General features: G+C 69.3%; 22 protein-coding genes. 13 read left to right on the top strand and 9 right to left on the bottom strand.

Going from position 1 to position 25,372, the window contains the following annotated elements; all coding sequences use genetic code 11:
* The first annotated feature begins 252 nt into the window (after positions 1–252).
* On the top strand, positions 253–2,298 hold the full coding sequence (locus tag Psi02_RS26815; RefSeq protein ID WP_203978436.1) for a S9 family peptidase: 2,046 nt from the start codon (positions 253–255) through the stop codon (positions 2,296–2,298).
* A complete protein-coding gene (mgrA, locus tag Psi02_RS26810; protein WP_203978427.1) occupies positions 2,295–3,320 on the top strand; it encodes an L-glyceraldehyde 3-phosphate reductase in 1,026 nt (341 codons plus the stop codon). The genes Psi02_RS26815 and mgrA overlap by 4 nt, the downstream gene beginning before the upstream one ends.
* Positions 3,321–3,324: 4 nt before the next feature.
* On the opposite strand, the gene Psi02_RS26805 is transcribed toward mgrA, so the two are convergent.
* Complete coding sequence (locus tag Psi02_RS26805; protein WP_239095180.1) at positions 3,325–5,727, bottom strand: lysylphosphatidylglycerol synthase transmembrane domain-containing protein; 2,403 nt, start codon at positions 5,725–5,727, stop codon at positions 3,325–3,327.
* 49 nt (positions 5,728–5,776) lie between these two features.
* Here Psi02_RS26805 and Psi02_RS26800 point away from each other — a divergent pair, with 49 nt between their 5' ends.
* Positions 5,777–6,217, top strand: a complete 441-nt coding sequence (locus tag Psi02_RS26800; RefSeq protein ID WP_203978425.1) for an RpiB/LacA/LacB family sugar-phosphate isomerase — start codon at positions 5,777–5,779, stop codon at positions 6,215–6,217.
* 21 nt (positions 6,218–6,238) lie between these two features.
* Positions 6,239–8,260: a molybdopterin-containing oxidoreductase family protein gene (locus tag Psi02_RS26795; RefSeq protein ID WP_203978424.1), complete on the top strand. Its 2,022-nt coding sequence runs from the start codon at positions 6,239–6,241 to the stop codon at positions 8,258–8,260.
* Here the strand turns inward: Psi02_RS26795 and Psi02_RS26790 are convergent, their stop codons facing one another.
* Positions 8,261–9,022: an alpha/beta hydrolase gene (locus tag Psi02_RS26790; RefSeq protein ID WP_203978423.1), complete on the bottom strand. Its 762-nt coding sequence runs from the start codon at positions 9,020–9,022 to the stop codon at positions 8,261–8,263.
* A 75-nt stretch (positions 9,023–9,097) separates the two neighbouring features.
* Here Psi02_RS26790 and Psi02_RS26785 point away from each other — a divergent pair, with 75 nt between their 5' ends.
* On the top strand, positions 9,098–9,688 hold the full coding sequence (locus tag Psi02_RS26785) for a PadR family transcriptional regulator (protein ID WP_203978422.1): 591 nt from the start codon (positions 9,098–9,100) through the stop codon (positions 9,686–9,688).
* Here the strand turns inward: Psi02_RS26785 and Psi02_RS26780 are convergent.
* Positions 9,631–10,080, bottom strand: a complete 450-nt coding sequence (locus Psi02_RS26780) for a GNAT family N-acetyltransferase (protein ID WP_203978421.1) — start codon at positions 10,078–10,080, stop codon at positions 9,631–9,633. The two genes, Psi02_RS26785 and Psi02_RS26780, sit on opposite strands and share 58 nt — an antisense overlap.
* Before the next feature lie 86 nt (positions 10,081–10,166).
* On the opposite strand from Psi02_RS26780, the gene Psi02_RS26775 reads away from it, so the two are divergent.
* Positions 10,167–10,616, top strand: coding sequence for a hypothetical protein (locus Psi02_RS26775; RefSeq protein ID WP_203978420.1), 450 nt, complete (start codon positions 10,167–10,169; stop codon positions 10,614–10,616).
* Between the two features lie 4 nt (positions 10,617–10,620).
* Here the strand turns inward: Psi02_RS26775 and Psi02_RS26770 are convergent, their stop codons facing one another.
* Positions 10,621–11,418, bottom strand: a complete 798-nt coding sequence (locus Psi02_RS26770; protein WP_239095179.1) for a class I SAM-dependent methyltransferase — start codon at positions 11,416–11,418, stop codon at positions 10,621–10,623.
* A gap of 155 nt (positions 11,419–11,573) precedes the next feature.
* Here Psi02_RS26770 and Psi02_RS26765 point away from each other — a divergent pair, with 155 nt between their 5' ends.
* Both Psi02_RS26765 and Psi02_RS26760 read left to right on the top strand, forming a co-directional pair.
* Positions 11,574–13,397: an acyl-CoA dehydrogenase gene (locus Psi02_RS26765; protein ID WP_203978419.1), complete on the top strand. Its 1,824-nt coding sequence runs from the start codon at positions 11,574–11,576 to the stop codon at positions 13,395–13,397.
* Positions 13,398–13,532: 135 nt separating this feature from the next.
* Positions 13,533–13,754: a DUF6458 family protein gene (locus Psi02_RS26760; RefSeq protein WP_203978418.1), complete on the top strand. Its 222-nt coding sequence runs from the start codon at positions 13,533–13,535 to the stop codon at positions 13,752–13,754.
* Positions 13,755–13,790: 36 nt separating this feature from the next.
* Here Psi02_RS26760 and Psi02_RS26755 read toward each other — a convergent pair whose 3' ends face one another.
* From Psi02_RS26755 to pdhA, 4 genes are all read right to left on the bottom strand, one after another.
* On the bottom strand, positions 13,791–14,084 hold the full coding sequence (locus Psi02_RS26755) for a Dabb family protein (RefSeq protein WP_203956533.1): 294 nt from the start codon (positions 14,082–14,084) through the stop codon (positions 13,791–13,793).
* Between the two features lie 106 nt (positions 14,085–14,190).
* Positions 14,191–15,576, bottom strand: a complete 1,386-nt coding sequence (locus tag Psi02_RS26750; protein WP_203978417.1) for a dihydrolipoamide acetyltransferase family protein — start codon at positions 15,574–15,576, stop codon at positions 14,191–14,193.
* Between the two features lie 14 nt (positions 15,577–15,590).
* Positions 15,591–16,565, bottom strand: a complete 975-nt coding sequence (locus tag Psi02_RS26745; protein ID WP_203978416.1) for an alpha-ketoacid dehydrogenase subunit beta — start codon at positions 16,563–16,565, stop codon at positions 15,591–15,593.
* The gene (gene pdhA, locus Psi02_RS26740) at positions 16,562–17,653 is read right to left on the bottom strand and encodes a pyruvate dehydrogenase (acetyl-transferring) E1 component subunit alpha (protein ID WP_239095178.1); all 1,092 of its coding nucleotides are present in this window, start codon (positions 17,651–17,653) and stop codon (positions 16,562–16,564) included. The genes Psi02_RS26745 and pdhA overlap by 4 nt, the downstream gene beginning before the upstream one ends.
* Positions 17,654–17,949: 296 nt before the next feature.
* Here pdhA and purS point away from each other — a divergent pair, with 296 nt between their 5' ends.
* The 4 genes from purS (at position 17,950) to purL (ending at position 21,895) form a co-directional block, all read left to right on the top strand.
* On the top strand, positions 17,950–18,195 hold the full coding sequence (gene purS / locus Psi02_RS26735) for a phosphoribosylformylglycinamidine synthase subunit PurS (protein WP_203978414.1): 246 nt from the start codon (positions 17,950–17,952) through the stop codon (positions 18,193–18,195).
* A 172-nt stretch (positions 18,196–18,367) separates the two neighbouring features.
* Complete coding sequence (locus tag Psi02_RS26730; protein ID WP_239095177.1) at positions 18,368–18,817, top strand: ATP-binding protein; 450 nt, start codon at positions 18,368–18,370, stop codon at positions 18,815–18,817.
* A gap of 142 nt (positions 18,818–18,959) precedes the next feature.
* Positions 18,960–19,643 (top strand): phosphoribosylformylglycinamidine synthase subunit PurQ, encoded by a 684-nt coding sequence (gene purQ / locus Psi02_RS26725; protein ID WP_203956504.1) that lies wholly within the window; start codon positions 18,960–18,962, stop codon positions 19,641–19,643.
* Positions 19,640–21,895 (top strand): phosphoribosylformylglycinamidine synthase subunit PurL, encoded by a 2,256-nt coding sequence (gene purL / locus Psi02_RS26720; protein ID WP_203978413.1) that lies wholly within the window; start codon positions 19,640–19,642, stop codon positions 21,893–21,895. Before purQ ends, purL begins: the two co-directional genes overlap by 4 nt.
* 70 nt (positions 21,896–21,965) lie before the next feature.
* Here purL and Psi02_RS26715 read toward each other — a convergent pair whose 3' ends face one another.
* Entirely contained in the window at positions 21,966–24,080 is a 2,115-nt protein-coding gene (locus Psi02_RS26715; protein ID WP_239095176.1) for a M6 family metalloprotease domain-containing protein, read from the bottom strand.
* A gap of 105 nt (positions 24,081–24,185) precedes the next feature.
* On the opposite strand from Psi02_RS26715, the gene Psi02_RS26710 reads away from it, so the two are divergent.
* Entirely contained in the window at positions 24,186–25,328 is a 1,143-nt protein-coding gene (locus tag Psi02_RS26710) for a PucR family transcriptional regulator (protein ID WP_203978411.1), read from the top strand.
* Positions 25,329–25,372 lie beyond the last annotated feature (44 nt).

Raw genomic sequence — 25,372 nt, 5'->3', positions numbered from 1 at the left:
GCACAGGATGCCTTGACCCGAAAAGTCGTGGCGCCAACCGCGCATGACTCCTTTCAGCAGTTCACACCGGCGATTTCCCCCGGATTCCGCGGGGTTCCCGTCGGTTCACCTCGGGTTCCACCCGGCTTCGATCTTCTCCCCCGGGTTCCCGGCGACTCGCCCGCCATGGTCGTGCCTGTCTCACAGCCTCCCTCGGCGAGCGATGAGCCGTACCAGGAGTGACGCGAACATAGACTTTGGCGCGTGAGCGACATGCCGCCTGTGGCGAAGAAGGTCCCGGTCGAGCGCACGCACCACGGTGACACCGTGGTGGACGATTACGCCTGGCTGTTCAGCAAGGACGATCCCGACACCATCTCCCACCTCGAGGCGGAGAACGCCTACACGCAGGGGATGACCGGACACCTCAAGGATCTCCAGGAGACGGTGTTCCAGGAGATCAAGAGTCGCACCCTGGAGACCGACCTGTCGGTGCCCAGCCGTAAGGGCGCCTGGTGGTACTACTCGCGCACCGAAGAGGGCAAGCAGTACGGCATCCAGTGCAGGGTCGCGGTCGACGGCGACAATCCGCCCGAGCTGACCCCGGGCGTGCCGTTGCCCGGTGAACAGGTCCTGCTCGACGGCAACGAACTGGCCGGCGACAGCGCGTTCTTCTCCATCGGGACAAGCGCGATCAGCCCGGACGGCACGAAGCTCGCCTACTCCACCGACTTCACCGGCGACGAGCGGTTCACCCTCAGGTTCAAGAACCTCGACACCGGGGAGCTGCTCCCCGACGAGATTCCCGGTGTCTTCTACGGCGGCGCCTGGTCGGCCGACGGCTCGACGTTCTTCTACTCCACCATCGACGAGGCGTGGCGGCCGTACCGCATCCACCGCCACACGCTGGGCTCCGACGACGACGTGCTCGTCTACCAGGAGGACGACGAACGGTTCTGGGTCGGGATCGGGCTGACGCGCAGCCAGCGCTACCTGATCGTGAGCGCCGGCAGCAAGATCACGAGCGAGATCCGCGTCCTGGACGCCGACGACCCCACGGGTGAGTTCAAGGTCGTCCGTCCCCGTCGCACCGGCGTCGAGTACGGCCTCGACCATGCGGGCGACCGCTTCCTCGTCCTGCACAACGACGGTGCGGTGAACTTCGAACTCGCCACCGCGCCCCTCGACGACCCGGCCACCTGGACGCCGCTGATCGAGCATCGGGACGACGTCCGGCTCCTCGACGTCGACGCGTTCAAGGACCACATCGTCGTGCACTTCCGGCGGGACGGCCTGTCGGGCATCCGGATCCTGCCGGGTGACGGGCGGGAGCCGTACGAGATCTCCTTCCCCGAACCGATCTACGACGTGGCGCCCTCGGGGAACGCGGAGTTCGAGACGGCCAGGCTCCGCCTCGGGTACACCTCGATGATCACGCCGACGTCCGTGTACGACTACGACCTCCGGACGAACGAGCTGATCCTGCTCAAGCAGAAGACCGTGCTCGGCGGTTACGACCCCGCGGACTACGAGCAGTTCCGCGCCTGGGCGCCGGCTGAGGACGGGACGAAGGTGCCGATCTCCATCGTGGCCAGGAAGGGCACGAACCGGCCCGCTCCGACCCTCCTGTACGGCTACGGCAGCTACGAGTCCTCGATCGACCCGTACTTCTCCGTGGCCCGTCTGTCACTGCTCGACCGGGGATTCGTCTTCGCCGTCGCGCACGTCAGGGGTGGCGGCGAGATGGGCCGCCGCTGGTACGAAGACGGCAAGCTGAACAAGAAGAAGAACACCTTCACCGACTTCGTGGCCTGCGCCCGGCACCTCCGGGCCGACGGCTGGTCCAGCCAGATCATCGCGCGTGGCGGATCCGCCGGAGGCCTCCTCATGGGCGCGGTCGCCAACCTCGCGCCGGAGGAGTTCGCCGGCATCGTCGCCGAGGTCCCGTTCGTCGACGCGCTCAACACGATCCTCGACCCGTCGCTGCCGCTCACGGTCATCGAGTGGGACGAGTGGGGCGACCCCCTGCACGACCCCGAGGTCTACGCGTACATGAAGTCGTACTCGCCGTACGAGAACGTGGACAGCCGGCCGTACCCGCCGATCCTGGCGATCACCAGCCTCAACGACACCCGCGTGCTCTACCACGAGCCCGCCAAGTGGGTCGCCAGGCTCAGGGAGGCCGCCCAGGGCGGCCCGTTCCTGCTGAAGACCGAGATGGGGGCGGGACACGGCGGGCGCAGCGGCAGATACGACGCATGGCGCGAGGAGGCGTTCACGCTCTCCTGGATTCTCGACCAAGTTGGAGTTGGCGAATGACCTACGTGGCGGCAGACGACAGGTACGGACCCATGCCGTACAACCGGACCGGCAGGAGCGGGCTCAAGCTGCCCGCCGTCTCGCTCGGCCTCTGGCACAACTTCGGCGACGACAAGCCGATCGAGACGCAGCGGGCCATCCTCCGCCGGGCGTTCGACCGGGGAGTGACCCATTTCGACCTGGCCAACAACTACGGCCCGCCGTACGGCTCAGCCGAGATCAACTTTGGGCACATCTATCAGCAGGATTTCGCGAAATATCGGGATGAGCTGGTCCTGTCGACCAAGGCCGGATACGACATGTGGCCGGGGCCGTACGGCGAGTGGGGGTCGAGGAAGTACCTGCTGTCCAGCCTCGACCAGTCGCTCAAGCGCATGGGTGTGGACTACGTCGACATCTTCTACAGCCACCGGTTCGACCCGGAGACTCCGCTCGAGGAGACCATGGGCGCGCTCGACCACGCGGTGCGCTCGGGCAAGGCCCTCTACGCGGGCATCTCGTCCTACTCGCCCGAGCGGACCCGGGAGGCCGCCCGGATCCTCCGCGAGATGGGGACGCCGCTGCTCATCCACCAGCCGTCCTACTCCATGCTCAATAGGTGGATCGAGAACGGGCTGCTCGACGTCCTAGAGGACGAGGGCGTGGGCTGCATCGCCTTCTCCCCGCTCGCGCAGGGCATGCTGACCGACCGCTACCTGGACGGCATCCCCGGGGACTCCCGGGCCGCTCAGGGCAAGTCGCTCGACCCGAGCCTGCTCACCGACGAGGCCCTCCACCACATCCGCACGCTCAACGAGATGGCCGGGCGGCGCGGCCAGTCTCTCGCGCAGATGGCCCTGGCGTGGGCGCTGCGCGACCGGCGGGTGACCACGGTCCTCATCGGCGCGAGCAGCGTCAGGCAACTCGACGACAGCCTCGACTCGGTGAACCGGCTCGACTTCTCCGCCGACGAGTTGGCCGCCATCGACAAGGACGCCGTGGATTCCGGCATCAACCTCTGGGCGGCCTCCAGCGACGGCTGATCCGTCAGATCGCGTCGTGCCGTTGGAGATAGGCGAAAGAGGCCCAGCCCGGGAGCACCGGCAACCAGAAGGTCAGCAGGCGGAAGAGCAGCACCGCCGACGTGGCGACCGTTCCGGGCAGGCCCGCCACCGTGAGGCCGAGGGACAACGACGCCTCGACCGCCCCCAGCCCGCCGGGTGTGGGGGCGGCCGAGCCGATCGCGTTGCCGGCCAGGAAGACGATCGCGACCGTCGTGAAGTTCAGGTCGCCGCCGAACGCGCGCACGCACGCCGTCAGGCAGGTGACGAAGGCGACGGTCAGCAGCAGTGTTCCGCTCACACCCTCGAGGATCTTGCGGGGTGACTGCACCACGTCGAGCAGCCGCGGGATCACTCCGGAGAACATCGCGCGGACGCGGGTCGTCAGCATCCGCCGGAGCGGCCGTACGGCCAGGACGATCAGGAACAGGACGGCCACGCTGAGGAGGGCGATCAGCAGTCCGCGCGACGGGGTGAGGGACGGCGCGGCCTGGGTGCCCGTGACATACCCGAAGAACAGCAGCAGCAGGATGTGCGAGGCGAGGCCGACGAGTTGCGAGGCCCCCACGCTCGCGACCGCGGGCCCGGGCGGGATCCCTCGCTTCTGCAGATATCGCGTGTTGATCGCCACCCCGCCGACCGCCGCGGGCGCGACCAGCTTCACGAACGAACCGGCGAACTGCGCCAGCACCGTCCGCCCCAGGGGCAGCGGCTCGGGCACGAAACCCCTCAGCATGATCGCCGCGGCGAGGTAGCTCGCGGCGGCCGTGACCAGTGCGACCCCGGTCCAGGCCCAGTTGGCGGTGGTGACGACCGAGACCAGGTTGATCTTGCTGAGCTGGGAGAGCAGGAAGTACACGGCGAGGGCGCCCGCGATGATCGTCACCAGGGTCCGCGGGCGGAACCGCTCGAGACGGACCTCCTCCACCGCGACCTGCGGCTTCAGCGCGACGATGTGCTCGCGGATGGCGGGAAGGAGTTCCCTGTCCTTGCGGGCCGCGGTGCGTGTGTCGCGGCTGAGGGCGATCCGCTGAAGCAGCGGCAGCGCACCGGCGAGCGCGTCGGCGCCGAGCACGGCCGCGGCCGACTTCACCGAACGCTCGGGCCCCACCCGGGTGGCGAGATAGGTCAGCAGCTGGGCGATGTCCAGCCGCAGCAGCAGGTCGCCCGCCGCGATCTCACCGCTGCGGGCGTCGACCAGGAACACCTGGCCTGCCGTGTCGACCTGGATGCTCTCCCCCGTCAGGTGACGGTGGGCGAGCCGGTGGGCGTGGAGGAGCCTGACCTGGCCCCACAGCTGGGCCAGCAACTCGTCGTCGAAGTCGTCGTCGGACAGGTCCTGCACCGGCCGGCTGTCGATGTGCTCGTAGGCCAGCATCGCCGCCTCGGTGCCGATCTCACTGGTGCCGAGCAGGCGCGGCAGGCTCGCCCCCGCGGCCTGTGCGGCGTAGGCCATCAGGGCCTCGCGTTCCAGCTCCGCCCGCAGGGACCGGATGGCACGGCGCCGCGTCTCGGTGTTGAGCCGCAGCCGCCGCCACAGGCGGTAGACGATCCCGGCGACCTGGCGGTCCCGGTCGAGCACGGTCACGTCCATGCGGCGCTGGTCGGCGAGGCCGATGAGGTAACGACGGCTGCCCGAGCTGTCGTCCTCGACCCGCCGGGCACTGACCGGCGAGAAGCCGAGCCGCCGCAGGGCCGCCAGCACCGCGCTGCCCGGCGGCCGGGTGTTCGCGCTGCCGATGCCGTACAACGTTCCGAAACCGACGGCCATGCCGACGAGATAGGTGAGGATCACGCCGAGTGCGGTGACCTTGGTGGCGGTGAAGAGCGCGAGCACGTCGAGAGCGAGCGCCGTCCACATGAGGGCCCGCCACTGCGGCCTGCGCGACATCCGCACGGCCGTCGCGTAGGCGATGGCCGGGGTCAGCACGCTGTTGAGCGGCTCGACGTCCCTGCTGCCGGTGAGCAGTTGCACGAGCTCGGCCGGGCCCGCGGTGACGAGCCACTCGTCCAGCGTGTAAGCGATCAGCAGGGCCAAGATGGCGGCGATGAGGCCCTGAGCGACGCGCATGCCGTCCCGGTGGAAGACCCGCTCGACGGCGAAGGCGACGGGGACGACCAGGACGGCGACCCCGCCGAGGAGCCCTGAGACGGCCGACAGCAGGGCGGGCGCCCTGCCGGTGCCGGCCTGCACGTCGGTCTCCAGGCCGTTGAGCGTGCGCTGCAGGGCGAGGGCCATCAGCACGACGGCGGCCAGGGCCAGCAGGGTCAGCAGGAAACGCAGGGCGTCGGAGGGGCGGCGGATCCGCTGCGGAAGCAACGGCTCGACGACAAGGACCACTCCCTGCTGTGGAGTGTCCAGCGCGTCCTGCTCCTTGATACCTCTCACCACCAGCGATTCTGTGCGATCTTCGCGCTCGGTGTCCACAATTGACGACATGCGTCTCTCTCTGGCCTCGGACAGTCTCGACGGGATTGCGGCCCGCCTGGTCGCCGAGGTGCAGCGGAGAGGGCATTCAGTGACACTCTATGGAGCCTTGGCCCCTGGTGGCCGTGCCGATTGGGCCTGGTGTTGCTCAGCCGCTGCGAAAGATGTCTCATCCGGACAATCCGATCTGGCCATCGTGTGCTGCTGGACGGGGACCGGCGCCTCGATCGCGGCCAACAAGATCGCCGGAGTCCGGGCGGCGCTCTGCGCCGACGCCGCCACGGCGGCCGGCGCACGTAGGTGGAACGACGCGAACGTCCTGGCCCTCAGCCTGCGCCTCACCTCGGACCGGCTTCTCGAGGAGATCCTCGATGCCTGGTTCGCCACCGCGCCGAGCGCGGACGACGAGGACCTGGCCAACATCGCCCACCTCACACATCTGGAGTCGTAGCCGAACCGTATGGTTGCGCCCATGGAGTTGCGGATTCTGGGGGCATGTCCGCTGGACTGCCCCGACACGTGCTCGTGGGAAGTCACCGTGAGGGACGGCCAGGCCGTCGGCCTCCGGGGCAACCGTGACCACCCGTACACGCGCGGGGCCTTGTGCGTGAAGGTCAACCGATACCTGGAGCACACCCGCGCGCACGACCGCATTCTCCACCCCATGCGTCGCGTCGGCCCCAAGGGGTCCGGCGAGTTCGAGCGGATCAGCTGGGATGAGGCGCTGACCATCGTCTCCGACCGCCTGACGGAGATCGTCCGTGAGCACGGCGGCGAGGCGATCTGGCCGTACCAGGGCACGGGGACCCTGGGGTACATCCAGGGTTCGGAGGGTGCGGCGGGCCGCCGGTTCTGGAACGTCCTCGGCGCGTCCAGGCATCATCTGAACATCTGCTCGACCGCCGGCAATGACGGGCTGCGCCTGACCAACGGGACGCCGGCCGGCATGGATCCCGAGACCTTCGCCCTGTCCCGGCTGATCCTGCTGTGGGGCACGAACACGCTCACGAGCGGGCACCACCTGTGGAAGTTCATCCAGGACGCCCGGGCGAACGGCGCGCACGTGGTGGCCATCGACCCGATCAGGACACGAACGGCCGACCAGGCCGACACCTTCCTGCCCATCCGGCCGGGGACGGACGCGGCGCTCGCCCTCGGGCTGCTCAACGTCGTCCTGGAGGAGGGCGCCGAGGACACCGCCTACCTGGAGGAGCACACCCTCGGCTGGGAGGAGTTCAAGGCCGAGATCCTGCGGTATCCCCCGGCCCGGGTCGCCGAGATCACCGGCCTCGCCGAGGAGGACATCCGGGCCCTCGGCGTACGGCTCGCGCACACCCGGCCGACGGGCATCCGGGCGACCATGGGCCTTCAGCGGCACGAAGGCGGCGGCGCCGCGCTGCGGATCATCGCCTGCATCCCGGGCGTGACCGGAGACTGGCGCCACCCGGGCGGCGGCGTCGCCTACTCGACCACCGCGCACGTCCCGCTGAAGGTGGACTCGGGCGATCATCTGCTGCGCGAACCTGTCCGCACGCTGACCATGACCCGGCTGGCCGGGCAACTCGACGAGTCGGTCAAGTGCCTGTGGGTCTACGGGGCCAACCCCCTGGGCTCCACCCCGGACCAGAACCGCATCCGCGCGGCGATGCGCCGGGAGGACCTGTTCACGGTGGTCATGGAGCAGTTCCCCACGGACACCGTCGACTACGCGGACATCGTCCTGCCGGCCACCATGCAGACCGAGCACATGGACCTCCATCAGGGCTACGGCCACATGTACCTGATGTGGAACGAACCGGCCGTGGAGCCCGCCGGCGAGTGCCTCTCGACGACCGAGACCTTCCGGCGGCTGGCGCGTCACATGGGCCTGACCGAGCCGTCGCTCTACGACTCCGACCTGGAGATCGCCGAAGGGCTTCTCTCGGGTACCCCGGGAATCACGCTGGACCGGCTGCGTAAGGAGGGCTGGGCCAGGCTCGACGTCGCCGACCCCTTCGTCCCCTTCACCGACGGCTTCCCCACGCCTTCGGGCAGGCTGGAGTTCGCGTCCGACCACGCCGCCGCGGCCGGGCTGCCACGCGTCGCGGGCTACGTCCCCTCCCGCACGGCCCGTACGGCCCGGGCCGACCGCGAGTACCCGCTCATGATGATCACACCGGCGTCGCACACGTCCCTGAACACGACCTTCGGCAACAACCCCGAGTTGCTCAGGCGGTCGAAGGGCCCCCGGGTCCTGGTCAACGCCGCCGACGCCGAGCCCCGCGGCCTGGTCGACGGCGAGCCCGCCCAGGTCTTCAACCGCACCGGCCGGTTCACGGCGTACGTCGAGATCAGTGACCGGGTCCGGCCCGGCGTCGTCGCCGCGCCCAAGGGCCACTGGCCCAAGCTCAGCCCCGGAGGCGCCAACCCGAACGCCACGGTGGACGAGCGTGACGCCGACATGGGCCGGGGAGCGATCTTTCACGACAACCTCGTGGACATCGCGCCCCTGTGATCAACCGCTGTGCTTCGCCAGGAACGCCATGATCGCGTCGAGCACCATCGCCCCCTGAGCGGTCCCGAAGAGCGCGGAGGCGTGCGCGAACTCGCCCTTGGCGACGATGAGAGAGCGGTCCGGTGACTTGACGGCGGCGTCGCCGGCCGCCTGGAGGGTGATCGGGGTGGCCCCCTGGTCGTTCTCGGCGGTGATCTGCAACAGCGGCGCGGTGAGCGGCGCCGCCTCCTCGGGGATCACCGTGCCCGCGAGGTTGACGACTCCCAGGGGCGGCTCCTTGAGCCTGGTGGCGGCGACGATCGACTCCGACCCGCCGATCGACCCGCCGACCAGGAAGATCCGCTCGGCGCCGTCCTTCCTGAGCCGCTCGGTCATCTTCACGATCACGGGGTTGACCGGACCTGAGAGGCCACGTTCGTAGAGTAGGACGCGGTAGCCGGCGGACGTGAGCCGTTCGGCGAGCGGCCGCCACGTGCAGGCGTCTCCGCCCCGCTCGTACGACACCACCACTCCGACGGGGCCGTCTCCCATGATCAGGCCGCCGAAAGTGACGCCGCCGCCGTCGTAGGTGAACAGGCGGCCGTCGGCCGGGCCGTAGCAGCCCTGGAGGTTCGGGCCGGTGAGGCTGGGTGACGGCGTGGCGGTCGCCGCGGGGGTGCCGGGGAGGCCGGGCGGACTCGAAGCGCCCGCTGCGCCCCCGACCGTGCCCCCGCAACCGGTCAGCAGGAGTAGTAGGGCGATCAGGGCTCGCTTCCCCGACATCCGCGACTCCTTTAACTATGTAAGAACTGACATAGTGGTGGGAATCGAAGAGTGAGTCAATAGGCTGGGTACACCATGAGCTCCACGATCCCCACGCTCGGGTTCGCGATCCTCTCCGTACTGGCCCGGGCCGACAGCACGGGCTATGAGATCGCCGGTCGGATGCGCAACCCGGTGGCCCGTTTCTGGACGGCCAGCCACAGCCAGATCCACACCGACCTCCGGCGCCTGCTCGCGGAAGGCCTGGTCGGGTACACGACGGCTCCCGGACCGGGCCCTCAGGAGAAGAAGATCTACTCGATCACCGGCGAGGGCCTCGAGGCGCTACGGGAGTGGGTGACGGAACCGCCGCGGCCCCAGCCCGAGCGGGACGAACTGGTGCTCAAGACCTACGCCGCCTGGCTGGCCGACCCCGCCGCACTGACCGAGATGTTCCGTACGGCACTGCGCGGCCATGAGAAGCGACTGGCCGAGTACGAGGCCGCATGGGCGTCGGTGGAGAAGGACGCGCCGGCCTTCGGAACCCCCCGGTTCGGGAACATGGCCGCGCTGCGCTGCGGCCTCACCTACGAGCGGCACCGCGCCGACTGGTGCCGCTGGATGATCGATCAGTTGAGCCGCAGTTTGAAGCCCTCGTGCGACGCCTCGTATCCGAGTGAGGAGTAGAAGCGGTGCGCGTCGGTGCGCGCCTTGTCCGAGGTGAGCTGGAGCAGCGTGCATCCACGCTCCCGGGCCCGGCCGGCGGCCCATTCCATCATCTTCCCGCCGATGCCCTGACTCCGATGTGTCGAGGCGACCCTGACCCCCTCGACCTGGGCCCGCTCGGCGCCACGCCGCGACAGGCCGGGGATGAAGGTCAGCTGCATCGTGCCCACGATCTCGCCGCCCGACTCCACGACGATCAGCTCGTTGCGGGGGTCGGCGTCGATGGCCGCGAAGGCGTCGTCGTAGTCGAGTCCCGGAGCGGTGTCGCGGCTCGCCGAGATCGGATCGTCGACCAGCAACGCCACGATGACCGGAACATCCTCACGCCGGGCCGTACGGAATGAAAGGGACATACCGGAGACCCTAGCGGGGCCGGGTCAGGGAGCTGTCAGGGACTTCCCCGATGCCTGCGACCCCCTGCGGAACACAGCATGTAAGCATGAAGGAACTCAGCAGAAGCGACGAGATGTCGCTGGCCGGAGCCGCCCTGCGCGGCGCCCCCTGGAAGCCCGCCGCGGTCTCCGGCGGCGCCGTGGCGGCCACCAGCCTCATCATGGGCGTGATCCTCCCGGGGCCCCCCGACATCAGCTGGGCGCTCTGCGTGGGCATCACCATGTTCGCCCTGGTGGCGAGCATCGGTGCGATAGCCCAGCCGCACGCGGGCGACCGGGTGACCCAGCAGGCCAGGGTGTGGGCCCTGGGCCATCCCTGGCGGTTCTCCCTCTACCCCGGGCTCGCGGCCGCCGCGCTGATGTACCCGGTACAGCTGATCTTCGACGGCGAGGGCATCTTCGGCGCCGCATGGGACGCGCTCTGCGGAGGCGCGCTGGTCTTCCTCATCACGGGCGTGCTCGCACTCGCGATGCGCAGCCGCGCCAGGACGAGGTGACTGTTCACTCGTCAGCGGTGCGGTCCCACCACATCGTGACGAAGGTCCGCCGGGGGGCGGGCCAGACCCCGAGTTCGGTGGCCACCTTGATCACCTCACCGGCCCTGCCGGGGTCGAGGCACAACCTCCGGCAGGCGCTCGCCGCCATCTCCTCGGCCGACGCGAACGGAGTGTCCGGGGACGGGTACCGCTCGGCGGCCACGTCGAATCCCAGCGCCTCGGCGATGGATACGGCGTCCGCCGCGGTCGGCGCCACCGGCCGCGGCAGACCATGGAAGTGCTCCCAGAGCGGGTTCAGCCAGCTCGTGGGATGAATCTCCGGCAACTCGAGCACGACCCGCCTGCGGGCGTGACGATCGAGGGCGACGAAGAACTCCGCCAGGTCGGGCACATTGAAGACGACATGCGCGCACACGACGACATCCGCCACGGGTGTGCGATCCGCGACGTCAGGCCACCGGCCCTCGACCGTCTGAACCGCCGTCCCTCGGGCCTGCCGGCCGAGTTCGGCCAGCATCCCCGCGTTCTCGTCGACGGCCACCAGCAGCGCGGGCTCCAGCGGCAGGCTCGCCGCTCCCGTTCCCGCGCCCACGTCGAGCACGGAGCCGCCGCGCGGCAGGGCCTCACGCGCCCGTTCGTAGGTCGGCCCCTTCGGATCGGCCAGTAGCGCGCCGGTCCTGCGCGCGAAGCGCTCCACCTGATGCGTCCAGGGATTCGCCGGCGCCTTCGCCAGGATCTCGTCCGGAATCGCCCAGGACTCCAGGTCCGCCCGCCAGCCCGCCGTCAGATCATCAAGGCCCATCCCGTAACGCTACGGCGAGCGGCCATTCCCCACCAGCCCATCCAGTGCCGGATGTGTCGGGTAAAAGATGCATGTAGGTGGTTACCGGCGGGTAGCATTCAGATAGAGTTACTGGCCAGTACGTAACCCCCGGGTCTGGTCCTAGGAGTGCACAGATGGGTCACTACAAGAGCAATCTCCGCGACCTGGAGTTCAACCTCTTCGAGGTCTTCGGCCGCAAGGAAGTCCTGGGCACCGGCCCGTTCGCCGACGTGGACGAGGACACGGCACGCACCGTGCTCGACGAGGTGAACCGGCTCGCGACAGGACCGCTCGCCGAGTCGTTCGAGGACGCCGACCGGCATCCCCCGGTGTTCGACCCCGCGACTCACAGCGTGACCATGCCCGAGAGCTTCAAGAAGTCCTACCAGGCGTGGGTCGACGCCGAGTGGTGGCGGCTGGAGTTGCAGCCCGAGCTCGGCGGCACGACCGCGCCGCGCAGTCTGGTGTGGGCGATGGCGGAACTGGTCCTGGGCGCCAACCCGGCCGTGTGGATGTTCGCCTGCGGCCCGGCCTTCGCCCACCAGCTGTACGAGTTGGGCACCGACGACCAGAAGCGGTTCGCCGCCATGGCCGTCGAGCGGCGCTGGGGAGCCACCATGGTCCTCACCGAGCCGGACGCGGGCTCCGACGTCGGCGCCGGCCGTACCAAGGCGGTCGAGCAGCCCGACGGCACCTGGCACATCGAGGGCGTCAAGCGCTTCATCACCAGCGCCGAGCATGACATGGCCGAGAACATCTTCCACCTCGTGCTGGCCCGGCCCGAGGGTGCCCGCGCCGGCACCAAGGGCCTGTCGATGTTCCTCGTCCCCAAATACCTCGTCGACCTCGAGACCGGCGAACTGGGCGAGCGCAACGGGGTCTACGTCACCAACGTCGAGAAGAAGATGGGCCTCAAGGTCTCCACGACCTGCGAGCTCACGCTCGGCGAGCGGCACCCGGCCGTCGGCTACCTCGTGGGCGGCGTCCATGAGGGCATCAAGCAGATGTTCATGATCATTGAGCACGCCCGGATGATGGTCGGCGCGAAGGCCATCGCGACGCTGTCCACCGGCTACCTGAACGCCCTCGACTACGCGCGCAACCGTGTCCAGGGCGCCGACATCACCCGTTCGGCCGACAAGGCCGCCCCGCGGGTCACCATCGCCCACCACCCCGACGTTCGCCGCGAACTGATGCTCCAGAAGTCGTACGCCGAGGCCATGCGGGCGCTCGTCATCTACACGGCGACCTTCCAGGACACGATCCAGATCGCGGAGTCCGAGGGTCGCAAGGACGCCGCCGCCGAGGCGATGAACGACCTGCTGCTCCCGCTCGTGAAGGGCGTCGGCTCCGAGAGGTCGTACGAACTGCTCGCCCGCTCCCTCCAGACGCTCGGCGGCTCGGGCTTCCTGCAGGATTACCCGATCGAGCAGTACATCCGCGACTCGAAGATCGACTCGCTCTACGAAGGCACGACCGCGATCCAGGGCCTCGACCTGTTCTTCAGGAAGATCCTCAGGAACCAGGGCGCGGCGCTGGGCACGCTGCTCGGCGACATCAAGGCCTTCGCCGGCTCCGAGGCGGGCAACGGCCGCCTCAAGGTCGAGCGTGCGCTGCTGGACGAGGCCGCCGACGAGGTCAAGGCCATGGCGGACACCATGGCGGGCTGGGCGATCTCCTCGATCGAGACCCCGAACGAGGTCCGCAAGGTGGGCCTCAACACCACGCGTTTCCTGATGGCCCTCGGCGATCTGGTGCTCGGCTGGCTGCTGCTCCGTCAGGCCGAGGTGGCGCTCAAGGCCCTCGGCGAGTCGGACGCCGACCAGGCGTTCTACGCCGGCAAGGTCGGGGCGGCCGCGTTCTTCGCCCAGACCGTCCTGCCCCGGCTGGCCGCGGAGCGGCGTGTGCTCGCCGCGACCGGCGACGACCTGATGGAACTCCCCGAAGAGGCCTTCTGAGGTAGTGGCAGCCGTGCGGATCTCCCTCCCGGAGATCCGCACGGCTTTCCAGTACTGTGATCTCGCGCGGCCGGGTATTACCGATTGCGCACGGGCTGTTTACCTTGCAACTACCAGCCTCCCGGAGGTCACGCGATGGGCATCGGGGTCAGCATCTTCTTCATCACGCTCGGTGCGATCCTGAAGTTCGCCATCGAGCCGGACGTCCTGGGCGACACCGTGCACATCGACGTCATCGGCGTCATCTTCATGGCCGTCGGAGTCGTGGGTCTGCTGCTGAGCATCGTGTTCGCCACCCGGCGCGGCCAGACCTCCGACAACCACCTGATGGAGCACGAGAACAAGCCGGACGCGTAACCCGCCCAGGCGTAAGGCCGATACCGCCGAACCGGCTCAGAACGCGTACTGGACGGCCGCCCGGGAGGCCACGATGGGCGCGATGAACTCGGCGATGACCGCCCGGTGCGTCGGGTGGTCGCGGTAGACGAGATAGTCCTCAGGCGAGTCGAAGTCGGCGACCACGGCGAAGTCGTAGTTGCCCTCGTTAATCCCGGCGTCCGCGCCGACCACGTAGTCCCGCAGTTCGCCGATGACGGCCGGCAGCTCCCGCAGGCGCGTGGCCACCTCGGTCTTCTGGTCCTCGGTCGCGGCCTCGGTCCAGGTGAACATGACGACGTGCCGGAACATGGTCTCCCCTTGTGCTGTGACGTTGCCCGCCACCTTCTCACAGCCCGCCCCGCCGACCTGACGCGGTGCCCGGCCTTCCCGGTCACCGCGTCCGATCGCGTACGGCTCAGCCCCAGGCGAGCATCTTGAGCGGGTCCTCGAGCATCGCGCCGATGTCCCGGAGGATGTACGACCCGATCTCGCCGTCGATCAGCCGGTGATCGAACGACAGGGCCAGCGTCGTCACCTTGCGTACGGCGAGCTGCCCGTCGACCACCCACGGCATGTCCCTGATCTGGCCGAGCGCCAGGATCGCGGCCTCACCGGGGTTGAGGATCGGCGTGCCCGCGTCGATCCCGAACACGCCCACGTTCGTGATCGTGATCGTTCCCCCGGTCAGCTCGGCCGGGGTGGCCTTACCGGAGCGGGCCCGCTCGGTCAGGTCGTTCAGCGCCACGGCCAGCTCGGGCAGCGACAGGGCGTGCGCGTCCTTGATGTTCGGGACGATCAGCCCTCGATCGGTCGCGGCCGCGATGCCGAGGTTCACGTAGTGCCTGACGATGATCGCCTCGTCGGTCCACGTGGAGTTGCCCATCGGGTGCCGCCGCACGGCGGTCAGCAGCGCCCTGGCGACCAGCAGCAGCGGGGAGACCTTGACCTCGGCGAAGTCGGGCAGCTGGCGCAGCCGCCTGACCGCCGCCATCGTCTCGGTCACGTCCACCTGGAGGAACTCGGTGACGTGCGGCGCCGTGAACGCGCTCGCCACCATGGCCTGGGCGGTGGCCTTCCTGACGCCCCTGACCGGGATGCGCTCCTCGCGGCCCGGCGCCGCCTGCCTGAGGGGAACCGCCTGCCCTGTCGCCGGCGCGGACGAGCCGACGGCGGACTGGACGTCGTCGCGGGTGATCGAGCCCTGCGGGCCCGTTCCTTCGACGGTCGCCAGGTCGACGCCCAGATCCCTGGCCAGCTTGCGCACCGGCGGCTTGGCCAGGACGCTGACGCGCCCGGCGGTCTGGGCGGGAGCGGTGACCACAGGGGCCGCGGGCGCCGGAATCGCCGCGGGAGCCGCGGTGACAGCCGCAGCGGCGGACTCGGTGACGGCCTCGACGGCGGACTTGCGGGGACGGCGCTTGGTGGAGCTGGCCATGACCCCGTAACCGACCAGGACCGGCTTGCGCTCCTGCTTCGGCGCCGGGCTGCCGTGGATTCCCGGCTCGACGGCGCCCTCGGCCGGCGGATTCGGCACGAGGTCCTCCGGGCCGCCCCCGGCCTCCTCCTCGGTCCGCACGGCGATGATCGGCGCGCCGACGTCGACCGTCTGGCCTTCGGCCACCATGAGGGCGGCGACGACGCCCTCGAACGGGCAGGGCAGTTCGACGACGGCCTTCGCCGTCTCGATCTCGACGATCGTCTGGTTGACCCTGACGGACTCGCCCTCGGCGACGTGCCACTTGACGATGTCGGCCTCGGTCAGGCCCTCACCCACGTCGGGGAGCTTGAACTCACGAAGCATGAGGATCCTCCCTCTCAGTAGGCGAAGGCGCGGTCGACGGTGTCGAGCACCCGGTCGAGGTCCGGCAGGTAGTACTCCTCCAGCCGGGACGGCGGGTACGGCGTGGAGAAACCGCCGACGCGCAGCACCGGCGACTCCAGGTGGTAGAAGCACTGCTCGGTGATCCGAGCCGCGAGCTCGGCGCCGTACCCGGTGAAGACCGGCGCCTCGTGCACCACGACGCAGCGGCCCGTCCGCTTGACCGACTCGGCCACCATGCCCATGTCCAGCGGGTTGAGCGAGCGCAGGTCGATGACCTCGATGTCGCGGCCGTCCTCCGCGGCCGCGGCGGCGGCCTCGAGGCAGGTCTTCACCATCGGCCCGTACGCCAGGAGGGTGATGTCCGCCCCGGGCCGGGCGACTCTGGCCTGGTCGAGGGGCAGGCCCGTCGCGGTCAGGTCGACCTCGGACTTGTCCCAGTAGCGGCGCTTGGGCTCGAAGAAGATGATCGGATCGTCGGCCCGGATGGCTTCCTGGATCATGCTGTAGCCGTCGGCCGGGTTGGAGCAGGCGACGACGCGAAGCCCGGCGGTGTGCGTGAAGTAGGCCTCGGGGGACTCCGAGTGGTGCTCCACCGCTCCGATTCCGCCTCCGCACGGGATGCGGACGACGACGGGCAGCTTCAGCGCGCCGAGCGACCTGAGCGGCATCTTGGCGAGCTGCGTGATGATCTGGTTGACGGCGGGGAAGACGAAGCCGTCGAACTGGATCTCGCAGACCGGCCGGTAGCCGCGCAGGGCCAGGCCGATGGCCGTGCCGATGATGCCCGACTCGGCGAGCGGCGTGTCGATCACGCGGTCCTCGCCGAAGTCCTTCTGCAGGCCGTCGGTCACGCGGAACACGCCGCCGAGCTTGCCGACGTCCTCGCCCATGACGAGAACCTTGGAGTCGTCCTCCATCGAGCGGCGCAGGCCCTCGTTGAGCGCCTTGGCGAGAGTCAGTGTGGTCATCGCTCGAATCCCGCCAGGTAGGTCAGGTACTGGTCGCGCTCCTCGTCGAGGAGGCTGTGCTGGGCCGCGTAGACATGCTGGAACAGCGCCTCGGGCTCGGGGTCGGGCAGCTCCAGGCACCTGCGCCGGACGTCCTTGCCCAGCGCGTCGGCCTCCGCGTCGACCTTGTCGAAAAACTCCTGGTCGGCGAGCTGGTTCTTGAACAGGTAGGCCTTCAGACGCTCGATCGGGTCCTTGAGCTTCCACGCCTCCAGCTCGTCGGCGACCCGGTAGCGGGTGGGGTCGTCGGAGGTGGTGTGCGCGCCCATGCGATAGGTGAACGCCTCGATCAGCGTGGGCCCCTGGCCCTCACGCGCGTTCTGCAGGGCCTTGCGGGTGACCGCCAGGCAGGCGAACACGTCGTTGCCGTCGACCCGCACGCCGGGGAAGCCGAAGCCGGACGCCCTCTTGTAGAGCGGGATCTTCGACTGCTTCTCCAGCGGCTCGGAGATCGCCCACTGGTTGTTCTGGCAGAAGAAGACCACGGGGGCGTTGAAGACCGACGCCCAGATGAACGACTCGTTCACGTCTCCCTGGGAAGTCGCGCCGTCGCCGAAGTAGGCGATCGTCGCCGCCTCCGCGCCGTCGCGCTGAATCCCCATGGCGTACCCCACCGCGTGCAGGGTCTGGGAGCCGATGACGATCGTGTAGAGGTGGAAGTTGTGCTCGGCCGGATCCCATCCGCCGTGGTTCACACCGCGGAACAGGCCGAGCAGCCGTACCGGATCGACGTCGCGGCACCAGGCCACGCCGTGTTCCCGGTAGGTCGGGAACGCCATGTCGGCGTCGGTGAGCGCACGTCCTGAGCCGATCTGTGCGGCCTCCTGTCCGAGGAGGGACGCCCAGATGCCGAGTTCGCCCTGCCGCTGGAGCGCGACCGCTTCGAGGTCGATGCGGCGGACCAGGACGAGGTCACGGTAGAGGGAGCGGACCTCTTCGTCGGTCAGCTCGATGTCGTAGTCGGGGTGCTCGACACGCTCCCCTTCGGGGGTGAGCAGTTGGACGAGCTCCGGAGGTGCGTCAACACCACGAGGGGCGTCGGATGTCACGTGCCACTCCTGTGCGTCGTGGGCCGTTCGTGGGCGGGGTCGCCACCGCGGTCGGGCCGGATCTTCTGGCATACGGCCGCTGGGGTGGTAGGCCGCACGCGTCTGCGGACATGGTGGCAGAGTCGGTACCCGCTTGCGCAAGACCCGCCATCACCGTCCACACCCTCCCCGATTCCCGCAGTGCCGGAGCCCAACACTCCCACTACGCGTTCCTTCGCCGGACACCCGGTCGGGGGCCTCGGGCCTGTCGCTAGGCTTGTCGCGAAGCGATCCCACCACCCAGCAGGAGGAACAACGTGGCGCGCGTCATCGTCGACGTCATGCTCAAGCCGGAGATCCTCGACCCGCAGGGGCAGGCGATCGCCAGGGCGCTGCCCCGTCTGGGTTTCTCCGGAGTCTCCGATGTACGGCAGGGCAAGCGGTTCGAGGTCGAACTCGACGGCCCGGCCGACGAAGCGGCGCTTTCGGATGTCCGGAAGATGGCTGAAACTCTCCTCGCCAACACGGTGATCGAGGACTTCACGATCCACGTCGAGAGCTGAAGTGGGATATTTCACACTACGAAAATTAGGACAAAATCCGCTATAGAGCACATCGTGCGAGCGTAAAGCCCCTCTTGGTCGAACCATGAATAACACGCACGTGATTACGTGGTTAGGCCTGATTCACCGGGGAAACCTACCTTGGTGACCTTCGACACCGGGGAGGGGTCCGGTGGATATTGAGTTTTCGCTTGCCATGCCGCGGGATGCCATCGGCATCCCCATGGTCCGCCGTGTGCTGGGAGACGCTCTCCGCTCACTGGGCGTGACCGAGGGGTGCGTGTCCGACATCCTGCTCGCGACCTCCGAGGCCTGCACCAACGCGGTGCGGCACGGGGGACCCGTGAACCGTTACGAGGTGATGGCCACCATCGGCCACGGCCGCTGTGAGCTGCGCATCGTCGACTGCGGACTGGGCCTGGAAACGATTCCCAAGCAGTACCCGCCGAGCGACGTCGAGAACGGGCGGGGCATTCTGATCATGCGGGCCGTCGTGGACGAGATCTCCTTCGACATCACGCCGGGCCAGGGCACCACCGTCCGGCTCCGCAAGGAGCTCGACTGGGACGAGGACGCCATCGCCCACCACCTCACGCTCGCCGGGCAACTCGCCGGCGTCTGATCGGCCGGTTCCGAGCGCTCCACCGAGCGGCCGATTTGGGTCCTTCGATAACCTGAGGTGTACCGCCACCGACCGCCATCCTCCAAGTAGATGGCGGTTCGAGCGTGCCTGTGCCCAGTTACGGCTTGGAGGGACCACTGTCATGAGCGCTGCCCGGGTGGGCGTCGTCACCTTCCCCGGAACACTCGACGACCAGGATGCCGCGAGAGCCGTACGGCTGGCGGGCGCCGAGGCGGTGCCCCTGTGGCACGCGGAGCGTGATCTCAAGGGCGTCGACGCGGTGTTCCTTCCCGGCGGGTTCTCCTACGGCGACTACCTTCGTTGCGGGGCCATCTCACGGTTCGCCCCGCTCATGGAGGAGCTCGTCCCCGCGGCCCGCGACGGCCTGCCCGTGCTGGGCACGTGCAACGGCTTCCAGATCCTCTGCGAGGCGCACCTGCTTCCCGGCGCGCTGACCCGCAACCAGGGCCTGCACTACGTCTGCCGCGACCAGCGCGTCCAGGTCGTCAACGCGGACACGGCCTGGACGGCCGAGTACGAGACGGGCCAGGAGATCGTCCTGCCGGTCAAGCACGGCGAGGGCCGGTACGTCGCCGACGCGCGGACGCTGGAGGCCCTGGAGAGCGAGGGCCGGGTGGTCTTCCGCTACCTGGGCGGCAATCCGAACGGCTCGCTCAACGACATCGCCGGGATCACCAGCGAGGCGGGCAACGTCGTGGGCCTCATGCCCCACCCCGAGCACGCTGTGGAAGAGCTGACCGGCGCGCCGAGCGTCGACGGGCGGGGTTTCTTCACCTCCATCCTCAAGAAGCTGGTGAACGCATGACCGTCGACAGCGTCAAGCTCGCCCTCGAGACCCCCGACGAGCGGCAGCCGTTCGCCGAGCTGGGGATGAAGGACGACGAGTACCAGCGGGTCCGCGAGATCCTGGGCAGGCGTCCGACCAGCTCGGAGCTGGCGATCTACTCGGTCATGTGGAGCGAGCACTGCTCCTACAAGTCCTCCAAGGTCCACCTGCGGCAGTTCGGCACCAAGGCGCCGAAGTCCGAGGCGCTGCTCGTCGGCATGGGCGAGAACGCCGGCGTGGTCGACATCGGCGACGGCTGGGCCGCCACCTTCAAGATCGAGTCGCACAACCACCCGTCGTACGTCGAGCCGCACCAGGGTGCGGCCACGGGCGTCGGCGGCATCGTCCGCGACATCATGTCGATGGGCGCCCGGCCGATCGCGGTCATGGACGCGCTGCGGTTCGGCGGCGCCACCCAGCCGGACACCCGGCGCGTGCTGCCCGGCGTCGTCGAGGGCATCAGCCACTACGGCAACTGCCTGGGTCTGCCCAACATCGGCGGCGAGGTCGCGTTCGACCCCTGCTACATCGGCAACCCGCTGGTCAACGCGCTGTGCGTCGGCCTGCTGCGCAAGGACCAGATCAAGCTGGCCACCGCTCCCGGGCCGGGCAACAAGGTCGTCCTCTTCGGGGCGCGGACCGGCGCCGACGGCATCGGCGGGGCCTCGGTGCTCGCGTCGGCGACGTTCGAGGACGAGTCGCAGGCCAAGCGGCCCGCCGTCCAGGTCGGCGACCCGTTCATGGAGAAGCTGCTGATCGAGTGCTGCCTGGAGCTGTACCAGGCCGACGTGGTGGTCGGCATCCAGGACCTCGGTGCGGCCGGCGTGTCGTGCGCCACGACCGAGCTCGCGGCCAAGGGCACCGGCGGCATGAGCGTCGACCTCAACCTCGTCCCGCTGCGCGACCCGACGCTGCGGCCCGAGGAGATCCTCATGAGCGAGTCGCAGGAGCGGATGATGGCCGTCGTCACGCCCGACGACATCGCGGCCTTCATGGCGATCTGCGAGAAGTGGGACGTCCCCGCGACCGTGATCGGCGAGGTGACCGACACCGGCAGGCTCGTCATGACGTGGGACGGCGAGACGATCGTCGACATCCCGCCGGGCACGGCGGCCGACGACGGCCCGGTGTACGAGCGGCCCTTCCACGAGCCCGCCGGCCAGGCGGCCCTCAACGGCGACGGCCCCGAGCGGCTGCCGCGCTCTTCTGATCTCCGTGAGACCCTCCTCACCCTGCTGGGCTCACCCAACCTGGCCTCCAAGGAGTGGGTGACCTCCCAGTACGACCGGTACGTCCGGGGCAACACCGTCCTGGCCCAGCCCGCGGACGCCGGGATGGTGCGGATCTCCGAGGTCATGCCCGGGGCCGAGGAGACCACCCGGGGCATCGCGCTGTCGACGGACGGCAACGGCCGCTACGCCAAGCTCGACCCGTACGCGGGGGCCCAACTCGCACTCGCCGAGGCGTACCGGAACGTGGCCGTGACCGGCGCCACGCCGCTGGCGGTGACCAACTGCCTCAACTTCGGCTCACCGGAGGACCCCGAGGTCATGTGGCAGTTCGCGGAGGCCACGCGTGGTCTCGCGGACGCCTGCCAGATCCTCGGCGTTCCCGTGACCGGCGGAAACGTCTCGTTCTACAACCAGACCGGCTCAGACGCGATCCACCCCACGCCGGTCGTCGGCGTGCTCGGTGTGATCGACGACGTCGCCAAGCGGGTCAGGTCCGGTTTCACGGCTCCCGGGCTGCGGGTCGCGCTGCTGGGCGAGACCCACGAGGAGTTCGGCGGGTCGGAGTGGGCGCACGTCGTCCACGATCACCTCGGGGGCCTGCCCCCGCAGGCGGACCTGATCGCCGAGCGCGGGCTGGCGGCCGTGCTGGCGGCCGCGGCGGCCGAGGGCCTGATCGAGGGCTCCCACGACCTGTCCGACGGCGGCCTGGCGATCGCCCTGGCCGAGTCGTGCATCGCCCAGGGGGTGGGCGCGTCGGTGAGCCTGCCGATCGAGGACGCCTTCGTGGGCCTGTTCAGCGAGACGGCCTCCCGGGCGCTGGTGTGCGTGCAGCCCGAGGCGTTCGACGCGCTCGCCGAGCTCTGCGGCCGCTTCGACGTGCCCTGCTACGGCCTGGGCACCACTGGCGGCACGTCGCTGACCGTCCAGGACGTCTTCGACATCCCCGTCGGGGAGCTCCGCGACGTCCACACGGGAGCCCTCCCGGCGATCTTCGGCTGACCCGCTTCACATCTGCCGCACGACGAAGGGCCCTCCCGGAGATGACCGGGAGGGCCCTTCGCTCATGTGACTACAGACCCACCGCGAGGCAGGTCGCGGTCGCCTTCTTGGTCGGGTCGCTCTCGGACGTCGCCGTCAGCTTGACGGTCGCCAGGTGGCTGGCACCCGCGGCCCGCTGAGCCGCGACCTCGACGGACTCGTGCTCGCCGAACTCCACGGCCGCGAGCGCGTTGGGCGTGGTGACGCTCCAGCCCTTGCCCGTGACCTCGGCCTTCAGCCGGTAGACGTCGCTGCCGAGGTAGGCCTTGACGTCCTCGGGGTGCTGGCCCTGGACGGCAGCCGCCTTGCCGGTGTTGAACAGCGGGAAGCTGCAGGTCGACACGCCCTTCTGCTCGGGCACTCCGACGCTGGGCAGGAGCTTGACGCCGCGCTTCTGCGGGCCCGAGCCGTCGAGGGAGCGGATTGCGACGGTGTAGGACAGGATGCCCTTCTTGTCGCGCACGACGTCGGTGATGTAGAAGTGCAGCCGGTTGACCTCGTCGACGTACTCGTACTCGCTGCCCGAGTCGGTGCCCGCGTGGAACAGGGCGTCGGCCAGCTGACGGTAGTCGCCGATGGTGATGGGGACCGCGGTGCCGTCCGGCAGGACGTAGTCGGTCATCCCGATGTCCTGCGGGTTGGCGTCGATCACCCACTCGAAGGGGGCGCTGTCGGTGTCCTTGGTCTTGGACAGGAGCACGCCGGAGTCGGACGTGAAGGAGTCGGTGCCCATCCGGTCGACGACCTCGACCGTGTAGTTGTTGTAGTTTCCGCCGTCACACATCGGGTCGGTCTGCGCGACGCACGAGCCGGTCGACTTGTCGCCCGCGTCGAGCACGACGTTGACGCCGGTCAGGCCGTTCTTGCCGGGCTCGACCTCCCGGGCGGTCACCTTGGCGACGACGAGACCCGACTGGGCGAGCGCGTCACGCGACAGGCGCAGGACGTTCTGCTCGTCCACCATGCCCAGCTTGATCTTGTTGCGGAGCATGTGCTGGGCGCCCATGGACGCGCCCGAGGTCGGCGGGATCAGCCAGCGGCTGTGCGGACCGCCCGGCCCGTTGAAGCTGCCGCGGCTGAGCATCTCCCACATGCCGGTGTAGTCCCGGCGCGCCGGGATGGAGTACGGGTTGTTGTAGTTGTCGCCGACGCCCATGATGTGGCTGAACTCGTGGGCGTAGGTCCCCATGCCGGAGCTCTCGGCCTGGACCGAGTCGACGCCGAAGCGGGCGTTGGGCCAGAACGTGGACCCCGCGGCCCAGGAGGTCCAGTCGACGTACCGGGTGCTGGCCCAGTTGGGGAGGTTGGGGTCCGGCGGGCCGAACTCGTCGGTGACGTCCTCCTTGTTCGGGAACTTCATCATGCCGAACTCCTGCCAGGTCGACGACTCGTCCTGGCCGGCGGTCACGTAGAAGACGAAGTCGTACTGGCTCGCCACGTCCTGACCGACGCTGTTGACCCAGGCGGCGTTGCCGTCCGTGCGCAGGTTCCTGTTGCAGGTGTCACCGGCCGGGCAGGCGGTGCGCTGGTACTCCATGCCGTACTCGTAGGACTTGCCCGGCATGGTGTAGGGACCGAAGCCCGTGAGGTCGACGCCGTAGCGGCCCCCGGAGTCCTCCATCCAGTACTCGTGGAGGGTGTGCCCCTTGTTGAGCTTGCCGGGGGTGTTGAGGAAGTCCTGGTAGAACTTGGCGACCTGGTCGCGCGGGATGTCGTGGGCCTCGGCGCTGGGGTTGCCGAAGACCGTCGCGCCCTGAGGCTGGGTCACCACGAACGGCTGGTTGGTGTAGTCGACCAGCACCAGCGCGCCCTTGAAGGTGTGCGTCGATCCCTTGACGCTCGGGTCGGCCCAGTCGGTTCCCGGGACCTTCTTGTAGTCCGCCCACGTCATGTGGTCGGGGTTCTTCCAGTTCTGCGGGTCGATGGGCTTGACCGCGGGCGTGGAGGGGGTGGTGAGCGCGCGCAGGTTCTGCGCCGCGTCCGGTTCGTCACGCTGCCAGGGCTGCGTCTGCGGCCATTGGTTCAGCCGCCAGGGGTAGACGGGATCGTCGGCGGGGGCTGCGGAGGCGGGAGCGGCCGCCAGGGCGGCCGGGGCGACCACGGCGGCCGCCAGGAGGATCTTGACGAGCTTAGAGAGGGGTTTCACGATTCGGACGCTATATACGGCCTTGACCGAAATCATCGTTCAGTTGTAGAGAAGATCGAATGACGGTTCTCCGACAACCGTAGGAACGTCCAGATAGGAGACCGGGTGGCGGATCTTCAGCGCATCGTGGAGAATCTCGCGGCGCGCCTCAGGCGGCCTCTTCTGCTTGAGGACAGTCGCCAGCGCGTGGTCGCCTACTCCGAGCAGGACGGGCAACTCGACGACATCCGCCGGGACTCCATCCTGCGCCGCCACACCACGTCCGAGGTCCGCGCCTTCCTCCGCGCGGCCGGCATCAACGACGCCGTGCGGCCACTGCGCACCCCTGGCGCCGCCGACCTCGGGCTGCTGCCCCGGGTGTGCGTCCCCGTACGGCACGACGGCCGGATGCTCGGGTTCCTCTGGTTCATCGACGTCGGCCCCGCCATGACCGACGCCGAGGTCGACGTGGCGGCCGCGACCGCCCCCGCGCTCGCGCTCGCCCTCTTCCACGAGAGCCTCGCGTCCGGCCTGACCTCGCACCGGGAACTCGAGGCCATCACCGGAGTCCTGCTCGGAGAGGCGGGCGCCGCCCGCGCGCTGATCGAGGCCGGAGCGTTCCCGCAGGGCGTGCCCGTCACGGTGACGGTCGCCAAGCCCGTGGCGGCGGAGGCCGACGAGGCGCTGCGACTGAGGCTCGAACGCGGGCTGCTCGCCCTGCGGCGGCGGCTGGCCGGTCACCAGCCCCTGCACCTCGTGCGCTACGACCACGCCGTCCTGCTCACCGCGGGCACGGCGACGTTCTCCGAGGAGATCCACTCCGCGATGGACACGCCGGTCCTGATCGGCATCGGCCGGTCGCGTCCGTCACTCGCCGGGGCGGCCGAGTCGTACGCGGAGGCCCTGCACGCGGCAGAGGTCGCGGCCAAGGTGCCCGAACTCGGGCGCTCGGTGGAATGGGCCAGGCTCGGCGTCTACCGGATGCTCACCCGCGTCCCCCATGACGACCTGCATCCCGGCCTCGAACGACTGCTCGGCGACGACCAGCACCTGCCCCTGCTCGAGACGCTGGAGATCTATCTGGACCTGGCGGGCAGCGCACTGGAGACCTCGCGCCGGCTGCAACTGCACCGCACCTCCCTCTACTACCGGCTGCAGCGGGTCGAGACTCTCGCGGAGACCGACCTGGCGGACGGCGGGGAGCGGCTGAGCCTGCACCTCAGCCTGAAGCTGGCCCGGCTGTCCGGTCGCTACCGCCCACGGACGTAGGCGTTCCCATAAGGTCGGCACATCGGGATAATCAGGCAGCAGGT

Source organism: Planotetraspora silvatica (assembly GCF_016863315.1).
In the GTDB taxonomy this organism is placed as follows: Bacteria; Actinomycetota; Actinomycetes; order Streptosporangiales; family Streptosporangiaceae; genus Planotetraspora; species Planotetraspora silvatica.
Note: the sequence above shows the minus strand (reverse complement) of the source record. Positions and strands in the feature narration are given on the sequence as shown.

Coding starts and splice junctions, on each gene's coding strand:
- Psi02_RS26815 (WP_203978436.1), top strand. CDS start 253: ATGCCGCCTGTGGCGAAGAAGGTCCCGGTCGAGCGCACGCACCACGGT.
- mgrA (WP_203978427.1), top strand. CDS start 2,295: ATGACCTACGTGGCGGCAGACGACAGGTACGGACCCATGCCGTACAAC.
- Psi02_RS26800 (WP_203978425.1), top strand. CDS start 5,777: ATGCGTCTCTCTCTGGCCTCGGACAGTCTCGACGGGATTGCGGCCCGC.
- Psi02_RS26795 (WP_203978424.1), top strand. CDS start 6,239: ATGGAGTTGCGGATTCTGGGGGCATGTCCGCTGGACTGCCCCGACACG.
- Psi02_RS26790 (WP_203978423.1), bottom strand. CDS start 9,022: ATGTCGGGGAAGCGAGCCCTGATCGCCCTACTACTCCTGCTGACCGGT.
- Psi02_RS26785 (WP_203978422.1), top strand. CDS start 9,098: ATGAGCTCCACGATCCCCACGCTCGGGTTCGCGATCCTCTCCGTACTG.
- Psi02_RS26780 (WP_203978421.1), bottom strand. CDS start 10,080: ATGTCCCTTTCATTCCGTACGGCCCGGCGTGAGGATGTTCCGGTCATC.
- Psi02_RS26775 (WP_203978420.1), top strand. CDS start 10,167: ATGAAGGAACTCAGCAGAAGCGACGAGATGTCGCTGGCCGGAGCCGCC.
- Psi02_RS26770 (WP_239095179.1), bottom strand. CDS start 11,418: ATGGGCCTTGATGATCTGACGGCGGGCTGGCGGGCGGACCTGGAGTCC.
- Psi02_RS26765 (WP_203978419.1), top strand. CDS start 11,574: ATGGGTCACTACAAGAGCAATCTCCGCGACCTGGAGTTCAACCTCTTC.
- Psi02_RS26760 (WP_203978418.1), top strand. CDS start 13,533: ATGGGCATCGGGGTCAGCATCTTCTTCATCACGCTCGGTGCGATCCTG.
- Psi02_RS26755 (WP_203956533.1), bottom strand. CDS start 14,084: ATGTTCCGGCACGTCGTCATGTTCACCTGGACCGAGGCCGCGACCGAG.
- Psi02_RS26750 (WP_203978417.1), bottom strand. CDS start 15,576: ATGCTTCGTGAGTTCAAGCTCCCCGACGTGGGTGAGGGCCTGACCGAG.
- Psi02_RS26745 (WP_203978416.1), bottom strand. CDS start 16,565: ATGACCACACTGACTCTCGCCAAGGCGCTCAACGAGGGCCTGCGCCGC.
- purQ (WP_203956504.1), top strand. CDS start 18,960: ATGAGCGCTGCCCGGGTGGGCGTCGTCACCTTCCCCGGAACACTCGAC.
- purL (WP_203978413.1), top strand. CDS start 19,640: ATGACCGTCGACAGCGTCAAGCTCGCCCTCGAGACCCCCGACGAGCGG.